Raw genomic sequence first — 8,204 nt, 5'->3', positions numbered from 1 at the left:
GCCTGATGAAGTGGCTGGCGCTCGGCGATTCGTATACCGTGGGGGAGGATGTCGCGGCCGACGAAGCCTGGCCGGCTCAGGTAAACCGCATCGTTTCCCGAGAGATCGCCGGCGCGACGGTGGATGTGATCGCGCAAACCGGGTGGGCGACGTGCGATCTGCTGCTTGCCCTGAAGGACACTCCGCCGGCGATGGACTATGCCTTTGTCGCACTCCTCATCGGCGTCAACGACCAGTATCGGGGACGGGCGGTCGAGGCGTTTCGTGAGGACCTGCAGCGGCTCTGCCGGCGCGCCATCGCCTGCGCCAGCGGCCGGGTGGAACGCACGGTCCTGATCGCCATACCGGATTGGAGCGTCACCCCTTTTGCGGCCTCCCGCGACCGCGCTGCCCTCGCGACGGCGCTCGATGCCTCGAATCGGCTGCTAGCTTCTATGGCGAAGTCGGTTGGGATGGCCTGGATCGATATCGTGGACCTGAGCCGACGCGCGTCCACGGACCCCGCCTGGCTGGCGCCCGACGGACTACACCCCTCCGGCGCCATGTATGCCGCATGGGCCGAGCGCATCGCGCCCCTGATCGTGCGCGCCGTCAGCCCGGATCGCCGGTGAGCAGGTTCTCCCGCCGGAAAATGCGCGCCCCGATCACCAGCAACGCGGCGTCGATCAACCAGAATCCCAGCCCAAGCAGCGCCACCATGCCCTTGCTGAAGTACATCACCCCGGACACTTGGCCCACCAGCAACACAACGATCGGCAGGACCACGAAGCCGCCCAGCTGGAACGCCTCCTGAAAGCTTTGGACCCGGCTGGAGATGAGTACCGTCACGCTCAGCCCCATCGCGGCGACGGCCGGCGCGACCCAGAAGACCAGGATCAGCCAGATCGCGTTCGGGAATAACAGGCGATTGAGGACGGGCCACGCTACCCAGTTCGCGACGGTGGCGTACAGCAAGAAACTGCCGAGCGACACCGCCATCGCCGGCAGCCACGCGGCCAGCACCTTGCCAAAAAATAGCTCGGCATCCGTCGTCGGGGTGTATAGCAGCGCCTCCAGCGTTTTGCGCTCCTTTTCGCCGGCGAAGCTGTCCGCCGCGACGACGCTCGCCACCATGAGCGGGACGATGAGGTAGAGCGGCGCCAGGAAGTACACGAGTACCAGCACGACCCATTTCTGCAGATCCGTGTAGCCGGCCAGCTGGTCCTGCAGGCCGACCGACATCCAGTCGACGATCCGCGACAGCGCCAGCACGGTGGCCTGCTCGGAGTCGCCCAGGCTGGGTGCTACGACTGCCAGCACCGGCAGAAGCACCAGCGAAAGGACGGGTACGACAAGCATGGGGAGCAACACCCCGCGACTCTGCGAAACGATCTTGAGATCCCGACGCACGAGGGCGAAGACGGCGGAGAAATGCATGGTAGATGAGACTTATTGCCCTGCGTTTCGGGGCGAGTGAAGCGCCATGTAGACATCCGTCAGGGACACGGGAGGGACGTTGATGGCGTAGATCCGGATATGATGCTGGACGAGGCACTCGACGACATCGGGCACCTGGGCGCGGCCCACGCCGTGGACCCGCAGGCTGTGGCTGTTTTTTTCGACATGGATCCGGGAATGAGCCTGTTTGAGGACCTCGCACGCCCGGTCCATTTCCTCGGGCGGCACCTCGAACAGCACCGGATGGTCGGCGCGGGTGGCCTGTTCGGAGAGTCCGGCAATCAACTCCGCCGGTGTCCCGAGGGCGATGAGCCGGCCATTCTCCAGCACACCCACCCGGTCGCAGATCGCCTGTGCCTCATTCAGATTATGCGTACACACGACCGCGGTGGCGCCCTCGGACTGGACGACGCCTGTCAAGAACGTATGCACGGACTGACGGGCCACCGGGTCGAGCGCGGAGGTCGGCTCGTCGAGGAAGATAAGTTCGGGGCGATGGAAGAGAGTGCGAGCCAGGGCGAGGCGTTGTTTCATGCCCTTGCTGAGCCGGCGGATCCGCTGATGGGTTTGTTCGGAAAGATCGAACGCCGCCAGGACTTCCTCGATCCGCGCCGGAATCGCGCGGGGCGCCCAGCCGAACGTGAGCCCGTGAAGACGCAGCGTGTCGAAGGCCGTCATCCGTTCATCGAGCGCATGGGTTTCGGGTAAGACGCCCGTCCGCGCGCGGATCGCCGGCCCATCTTTTTCAGGAGACAATCCCAGAACTTCCATCGTACCGCCGTGCCCGCTGAGGATGCCCGTCAGCAAGCGGATCGAGGTCGTTTTACCGGCGCCATTGTGCCCGAGCAACCCGAAAATCTCCCCCCGTTCGATTGTGATGGACAGATCCTTGACGGCCGCCTTTTCCCCGAAGTAGCGAGTCAACTGGAGGGTACGGATGACGGACATGGAGGAAGAGAGAAGAAGGAGAAGGAGAAGATGAATCAGCCGGACCGGCGGGCTTCTTCGTCGACAATACGATGTGCGATGGCCCGGGCGAGTGCCGGCGCGTTTCCCCAGGCCCGGTTATTGACGATGATATTGAGAACACGGTTGGCGCCGAACGCCTGATACGCCAGCGCCGTGGTATCCAGCACCATGGCTCGGCCGGCTTCGCTGTCGGCGATTGCAGGCAGCGGCTGGTCGAATGGATGCGCCTGCGCGTAAGCTGTTGCGTAAGGCATCCCGAGCGGTGTCAGCAGGCGCGCCACGACCTGACCATCACGTGCTGTAAACCGTTCACCGCAAAGACGCCACTGGTCGCGGAGCGACGGTAGCCACGTCCAATGACTGAAGACAAATCCGAGCCCACGCGACTCGAGCCATGCAAAATAGGATGCGGACAGGAAGTGCGGCGAGCGTAATTCAAGGTGCAGCTGTATGCCAGGGGGCAACTGCGAAAAGAAACCGTCGAGATCTGCGATATTCTGTTCGGGGTCGGGGCTTTCCGACACCCGCTGATATTCTTGCTCGAACAGGATGCCGAGGAGGCGATTACCCAGGATCTCGGTGGCGGGTTCCAAAAAGCGTGTCTGGAATTCCCCGGCATGCAAAAATTGCGTATTGGCGCTGTAGGAAACGGCGCCGCCGGACTGCCCCCGCAGCGTACGCGCCGTGTAGAGTTGTGGCGCCTTGAGGAAGAAACGGGCGCCCTCCGGCGCATGATCGGCGTATTGCTGGAGGACGAAGTAGTTGTTCGATGGGCCTCCGTCCGCCTCACGCAGCGGCCTGTAAAACGTGAAGTCCAGCTCCAGCACCTCGAAGTGGTCGAAATAATCCACCACGGACTCCACCGGCAGCGTGCGCTCCGCGAAGCTGCGCCCGTCGAGCTTTTTGGTCCGAGAACTCAGCCGGCTTGTATAGGTGTCGGGGTAGATCTGCCCGATCCAGCCGGCGTACCGATCGGAGGCCGTGCCGAAACGCAGGTTCGGGTACAGCGCGCGGAAGTCGTAAACTTCGATACGTTCGCGTTGCCAGGCGTTGGAGACGGACATGGCGGTCCGGGATCAGGCTTGTTCTTGCGTGTCGGCAAATTCAGGTTCGTGCGACGGGGTCGCAGGGTCGGGACGGCGAATAGCGTCGTCCGTCGCTGCCGCCGCGGAGGCGGCGAGCGGCTCAGTGCGTTTCTTTTTGAAGATAAACGCCCCCAGACCCAGGAAGATGTAATAACCCAGGAAGCGCCACAGGAAGAGGGTCGGTGCAACAAGCGCCTTCGGCATGAGCGGCCCCATGAACAGGGCATAAAGCCCTTCGATGCCGCCGGCGCCGCCCGGGGTGGGGATGATCATCGCGCTCACCATCATGGTGATGCCGCGGATAAAAAAGAGGAAGCTGTCGAGATCCGGAAAGACGCTCAGGACGATAAACACTGGCAGCAGATACCGCGGCAGCCAGGTGCCGGCGGTCAGCACGAAGCTGGCGCCGAAGAAGCTTGCTGGCTGCGAACGCAAGATGCGGGCGAATCCACCCATCTGCTCCATTTCTCGCGCCACTACCGGCCGAAACCGCTGGAGGAAGCGGAGTCGGAAGATGCGGTCGCTGATGCGCTGGAGCAGTTCGGGTCGGAAGAGCGTGGCGTACCCGAAGAGGCTGACCCAGGTCATCATGGTCAGGAAGTACCCGACGAAAGCCAGGGCGCCGACCGAGCCCACGGATTCCGGGATGACGGCGAAATAGAGGGTGGAGAAGAGGATCAGTGGGATCATCAAGGCGGACCACAGTTGATCCAGCAACATCGTGTACAGCACGAGCGCCGTCGTTTCACCCACCTTATTCTGTGAGTCCCGCGCCATATACACCGCCGCGAACGGCCCGCCACCCAGGGCGGAAGGCGTGACATTCGAGAAAAAATCCCATGAGAGCTGCCCGCGCAGGCTCTGCATGAAGGTCAGCGATCCACGGGCGGTGTGCTGAAATCGCCACGCGCCGAACGCGACGCGCAGCACAACCGTGGCGATGGCGGCGACGAGGAACGTAGGGCGGAGGGTGGACAGCATCTGCCGGAACGAGCCGGCGTCGAACGTGAAGTAGGCGATCAGAAGTAGAACGAGGAGGCTCAGCAGGAGGGGCCAGGCCACGTTGCGGAGCGAAATCCGCGATACCTTCCCCGTGTTATCGTCGCCGTCCGAAGGCATACGTGTGTCCTGGGGCGGGGGGGCGATGTTCGTATCGGACATGATCTATTCTGCGTGGAAATCGAAAGAGCCAGCGGCATCCTGAAAGGTACGGCGCGGTAGGCCATCTAGCCCGCTTGTGGGAAAGCGGTGGCTCCGGCCCGGGCAGCGGCCACGAGTTTTCGATACGTTACATCAAGCGCTTCGGGGAGGACTTTGACTTCACCGATAGTGGGCATGAAGTTCGTGTCTCCTTGCCAGCGCGGTACCACATGCAGGTGCAAATGATCCGGAATGCCGGCTCCCGCCGCCTTACCGAGGTTCATGCCTACATTAAATCCTTCGGGGCAAAGCGCTTCGTTGAGCCACCGAATACACTGGTCGAGTGTAACGGCCAGTTCTATTTGCTCGTCCCGTGAAAGTTCTTCATACGCTGCCACCGTCCGATAGGGGACGATGAGCAGGTGGCCATTGTTGTAAGGATAGAGGTTCATGATGACGAAAACATGTACCCCCCTCCAGACGATGTAATTTTTTTCGTCCTCATCCTCCGCCGCGAGGCGCGCAAATAACGACCGGGTGTCCATATCAGCGCCAGGCACCGCCTTCATCCGGTCGTCTCGCTCGAGATGCGCAGAGCGCCAGGGGCTCCACATTCGTTCCATAAACCAACTCCTGTTTCGTGGTGGAATACCAACCGATGCCGTGCGAAGAACCTGAACGACCAGCTAAACGCGCCGGCGGGGCGTTCTGTTACGTCCTGGCTTCAAAACCAATTGCGCGAACGTTGGTTCTAGTCGGGCCTCCAATCGGACAGTCACGGATCGCCACGTTTCCCATGCGCCACGGCCAGTTTGTCGATATGCATACGCACAGCACGTGTTCGGACGGCGCTCTGTCGCCGGCCGCGCTGGTACGGCGGGTGCACGGCAAGGGGCTCGTGGGCTTCGCGCTGACGGATCACGACACCCTGCGCGGCTTCCATGAAGCCGCCGCCGCGGGCGCCGCACTCGGGATCGAGGTGATCCCGGGAGTTGAACTCAGCGTCCGCATCACGCGCCGCATCGTCCACCTCCTCGGGTATTTCTTCGACCCCGACCACGCCGGCCTCGCGACCTTCATGCAGGAATTCGAAACCCTGCGGATCGAACGGGCGGCCGCCATACTGGACCGGTTGCGGAGATTGGGGGTTGTCCTTACGCTGGAGGAAGTGTTCGATATCGCGCAGGGCGCCAGCGTCGGCCGGCCGCACATCGCCCGCGCCATGGCGCGGAACGAACTGGTCAGTTCACCGGAGGAAGCCTTCACCCGGTATCTGAAAGACGCCGGCCCCGCGTACGTCCCGATCGATTGCCCCCCGGCCCGCGATGCGCTCGAGGCGCTCCACGCCGCCGGCGGCATCGGCGTGCTCGCCCATCCGGGGCACTGGACGTCCGACCATGAGATCCGGTCCCTCAAATCCGACGGTCTGGACGGCCTGGAAACGATTCATCCGTCGCACGATACAAGCCTGATCGATTATTACCGCAGGCTCGCCTGCACGCTCGGGCTTGTCGAGACCGGCGGCTCTGATTTTCACGGGTATCGGTCTCAGGACGACGAGCGCCTCGGCCGGCTCGGCGTGACGGGAGATGAACTCGCCCGAGCGCGCGCGGCGTGCGCACCCTTCGTTCCCGCAGTCTGTTAACATCTGGTCCTCATGCCCATCGTCCTCGAAGGAGAACTGACCGCCGGCACGGCGCGCTTCGCGATCGTAGTCAGCCGCTTTAACTCGTTTATCACCGAGAAATTGCTCGATGGGGCGCTCGACGCGTTCCGCCGGCACGGCGCGGACATGGAGTCGCTCACCGTCGCGTGGTGCCCGGGCGCCTTCGAGGCCCCGCTTCTCGTCAAGCGGCTCGCGGCTACCGGCCGGTTCGACGCCATCGTCTGCCTCGGCGCCGTCATCCGGGGGGCCACCTCGCACTACGACTTCGTCGCCGGCCAGGCGGCGGCCGGCATTGCACGCACGGCCCTCGAGGCGGATATCCCGGTGCTGTTCGGGGTAATCACGACTGAAACGATTGAGCAGGCCATCGAACGGGCCGGCAGCAAGGCCGGCAACAAGGGCGCCGAAGCCGCCGTCTCGGCCATCGAGATGGTCAACGTGCTGAGAAAGTGTTCATGAGACGACTCCTCCTCATCCTCGTTCTCGGGCTGCTGGCGGCGCCGGCGGCCATCGCGCAAGTGGGCGCCTGGCAGGCGCATACGTCCTTCCGGCAGGTGGTGGATCTGTCCGCTTCCGACGCATCGATCTGGGTGGCGACTACCGGTGGGGTGTTCGCATACGACCCGGCCGGCTCGGAATTGCGCCGGTTCACGCCGGCCGAGGGGCTGCACAACGTACTCACCCAGGCCGTGTTGTACAGCGCGGCGTGTGAATGTGTGTGGATCGGGTATCGGGATGGGGTGCTCGATCGGCTCGATGTGCTGACCGGCGCCGTACGCTCGTTCCGCGACATCGAACGCGCGGCTCAGTTTCCGAGCCGCACCATTCGGCGCATCGTAGAACAGGGCGACTCATTACTGGTGGCCACGGACTTCGGCCTGGTGGTGTTCGATCCCGTTCGGGGCGAAGTGCGCGACACCTACAGTCAGCTTGGCTCTCTCACACCCGGCGCTACAGTGTATGATGTCGTCGTAGGCGGGCTCGATGGTGAAACGCCGGCGTTTTGGTTGGCCACGGCAGAGGGCATCGCCCGTGCGCCGCTCGATACGCCCAATCCGAAAGACCCTGCCAGCTGGACTATCGAGGCTGTCCCTGGCTCGGGGCCCCTGACGGCGCTGGCGATATTCGAGGGCGCGCTGTACGCCGGCGGTGCGTCGGCCGTGTTCCGCCGGGCGGGACCCGGCGCCTACGCTGAAGTTGTCCGAACCGGCGTCGTGCAGCGGTTGCGACCGGTGGGTGATCGGCTCATGAGCGTCAGCGGATTCTCGCTGGTCGCGATCGACGCTGCCGGTGGGGTACAGACGGTAAGTAGCCCGGCACTCCAGGCGATGCGGAGTGTCGTCGAAGGGCCTGATGGAGGGCTGTGGGTGGGGGATGAAGCCGCCGGCCTCGTCGCGACGGAGCCGATCGCCGCCGGCGCTCTGACGCTGGATGTGATCGCGGCGGATATCTACCCGGAAGGTCCGTACGACGGCCAGTTCTCCGACCTCGCCTTTGCAGGCGACGGCACGCTCTGGCTGGGCGGCGTGCGAGGTTCCAACGTGGGATTTTATAAGCTGTCGCCGGATGGGACGTGGACGAGTTATACATCGCGCTTCCGGCCCGAATTGGTGGGCCGGCGGACCGAATTTCGGTATGCCCACGTCGACGCACGTGGGCACGCCTGGGTCGGCTCCTTCGGCGGCGCCCTGCTCGAAGTGACGCTTGAAGACGAGATCGTCGTGCACGACCAGTCCAACTCCTCGCTCCGCCGCGCCGAGGCCGTCACCGACGAGACATTTATCATCATCGGCGGCATCGGCAGCCAGCCGGACGGGACGGTGTGGGTCACGAATGTCGACGCCGCCCGCCCGCTCAGCGTGTGGCAGCCCGGCGAGGGGTGGGCGTCGTTGCCATCCCCTATCGGC

Annotated in this window: 9 protein-coding genes; 4 read left to right on the top strand and 5 right to left on the bottom strand. The window is 63.8% G+C overall.

The window, feature by feature from the left end:
* Positions 1–611 (top strand): GDSL-type esterase/lipase family protein (locus SH809_17035; GenBank protein MDZ4701420.1); only part of this gene is annotated, 611 nt, incomplete at its 5' end.
* On the opposite strand, the gene SH809_17030 is transcribed toward SH809_17035, so the two are convergent.
* From SH809_17030 to SH809_17010, 5 genes are all read right to left on the bottom strand, one after another.
* Complete coding sequence (locus SH809_17030) at positions 592–1,416, bottom strand: ABC transporter permease subunit (protein ID MDZ4701419.1); 825 nt, start codon at positions 1,414–1,416, stop codon at positions 592–594. The two genes, SH809_17035 and SH809_17030, sit on opposite strands and share 20 nt — an antisense overlap.
* Before the next feature lie 12 nt (positions 1,417–1,428).
* On the bottom strand, positions 1,429–2,385 hold the full coding sequence (locus SH809_17025) for an ABC transporter ATP-binding protein (protein MDZ4701418.1): 957 nt from the start codon (positions 2,383–2,385) through the stop codon (positions 1,429–1,431).
* 35 nt (positions 2,386–2,420) lie between these two features.
* Positions 2,421–3,470, bottom strand: a complete 1,050-nt coding sequence (locus SH809_17020) for a DUF72 domain-containing protein (GenBank protein MDZ4701417.1) — start codon at positions 3,468–3,470, stop codon at positions 2,421–2,423.
* Positions 3,471–3,482: 12 nt separating this feature from the next.
* The gene (locus SH809_17015) at positions 3,483–4,652 is read right to left on the bottom strand and encodes a lysylphosphatidylglycerol synthase transmembrane domain-containing protein (GenBank protein MDZ4701416.1); all 1,170 of its coding nucleotides are present in this window, start codon (positions 4,650–4,652) and stop codon (positions 3,483–3,485) included.
* Positions 4,653–4,717: 65 nt separating this feature from the next.
* Positions 4,718–5,200, bottom strand: coding sequence for an HIT domain-containing protein (locus tag SH809_17010; GenBank protein ID MDZ4701415.1), 483 nt, complete (start codon positions 5,198–5,200; stop codon positions 4,718–4,720).
* 227 nt (positions 5,201–5,427) lie between these two features.
* Here SH809_17010 and SH809_17005 point away from each other — a divergent pair, with 227 nt between their 5' ends.
* From SH809_17005 to SH809_16995, 3 genes are all read left to right on the top strand, one after another.
* On the top strand, positions 5,428–6,276 hold the full coding sequence (locus tag SH809_17005; GenBank protein ID MDZ4701414.1) for a PHP domain-containing protein: 849 nt from the start codon (positions 5,428–5,430) through the stop codon (positions 6,274–6,276).
* Positions 6,277–6,288: 12 nt separating this feature from the next.
* Positions 6,289–6,756 (top strand): 6,7-dimethyl-8-ribityllumazine synthase, encoded by a 468-nt coding sequence (gene ribE / locus SH809_17000; GenBank protein MDZ4701413.1) that lies wholly within the window; start codon positions 6,289–6,291, stop codon positions 6,754–6,756.
* The coding region (locus tag SH809_16995; protein MDZ4701412.1) for a regulator at positions 6,753–8,204 on the top strand (1,452 nt) is incomplete at its 3' end. The genes ribE and SH809_16995, both read left to right, overlap by 4 nt.

The sequence above is a fragment of the Rhodothermales bacterium genome, assembly GCA_034439735.1.
Classification (GTDB): domain Bacteria; phylum Bacteroidota; class Rhodothermia; order Rhodothermales; family JAHQVL01; genus JAWKNW01.
This window is presented reverse-complemented; position numbering and strand designations above follow the sequence as displayed.

What these genes read in the sequence shown, in the direction of transcription:
- SH809_17030 (MDZ4701419.1), bottom strand. Translation starts at nt 1,416, where the DNA reads ATGCATTTCTCCGCCGTCTTCGCCCTCGTGCGTCGGGATCTCAAGATC.
- SH809_17025 (MDZ4701418.1), bottom strand. Translation starts at nt 2,385, where the DNA reads ATGTCCGTCATCCGTACCCTCCAGTTGACTCGCTACTTCGGGGAAAAG.
- SH809_17020 (MDZ4701417.1), bottom strand. Translation starts at nt 3,470, where the DNA reads ATGTCCGTCTCCAACGCCTGGCAACGCGAACGTATCGAAGTTTACGAC.
- SH809_17015 (MDZ4701416.1), bottom strand. Translation starts at nt 4,652, where the DNA reads ATGTCCGATACGAACATCGCCCCCCCGCCCCAGGACACACGTATGCCT.
- SH809_17010 (MDZ4701415.1), bottom strand. Translation starts at nt 5,200, where the DNA reads ATGAAGGCGGTGCCTGGCGCTGATATGGACACCCGGTCGTTATTTGCG.
- SH809_17005 (MDZ4701414.1), top strand. Translation starts at nt 5,428, where the DNA reads ATGCGCCACGGCCAGTTTGTCGATATGCATACGCACAGCACGTGTTCG.
- ribE (MDZ4701413.1), top strand. Translation starts at nt 6,289, where the DNA reads ATGCCCATCGTCCTCGAAGGAGAACTGACCGCCGGCACGGCGCGCTTC.